Below are 251 nucleotides of genomic sequence, written 5' to 3'. Positions count from 1 at the left end.
TAAGTTCTATTGAAGATATTTTTTCCATTACGTCCTTAGGATTTCGCGGTGAAGCCGTACCGAGTATAGCCGCCGTTTCCGAACTGGTCATGACGACGCGCATGAACGACACGGACCTGGCTTTTCGCATGGTACTGTCGGGCGGTTCCGTTAAAGAAGAAGAATACACGGGTGCTTCCGTCGGTACGACCATGGAAGTGCGCAACTTGTTCTTCAATACGCCGGCTCGAAAAAAGTTTATGAAAAGTGAA

Annotated in this window: 1 pseudogene; it reads left to right on the top strand. The window is 48.2% G+C overall.

The features are described from left to right. Positions 1-251: pseudogene (locus PGX78_RS09000) on the top strand (DNA mismatch repair endonuclease MutL); the annotation flags it as partial.

It is taken from the genome of Megasphaera sp. AF13-6AC (genome assembly GCF_027685385.1).
Lineage (GTDB): Bacteria > Bacillota > Negativicutes > Veillonellales > Megasphaeraceae > Megasphaera > Megasphaera micronuciformis.
Note: the sequence above shows the minus strand (reverse complement) of the source record. Positions and strands in the feature narration are given on the sequence as shown.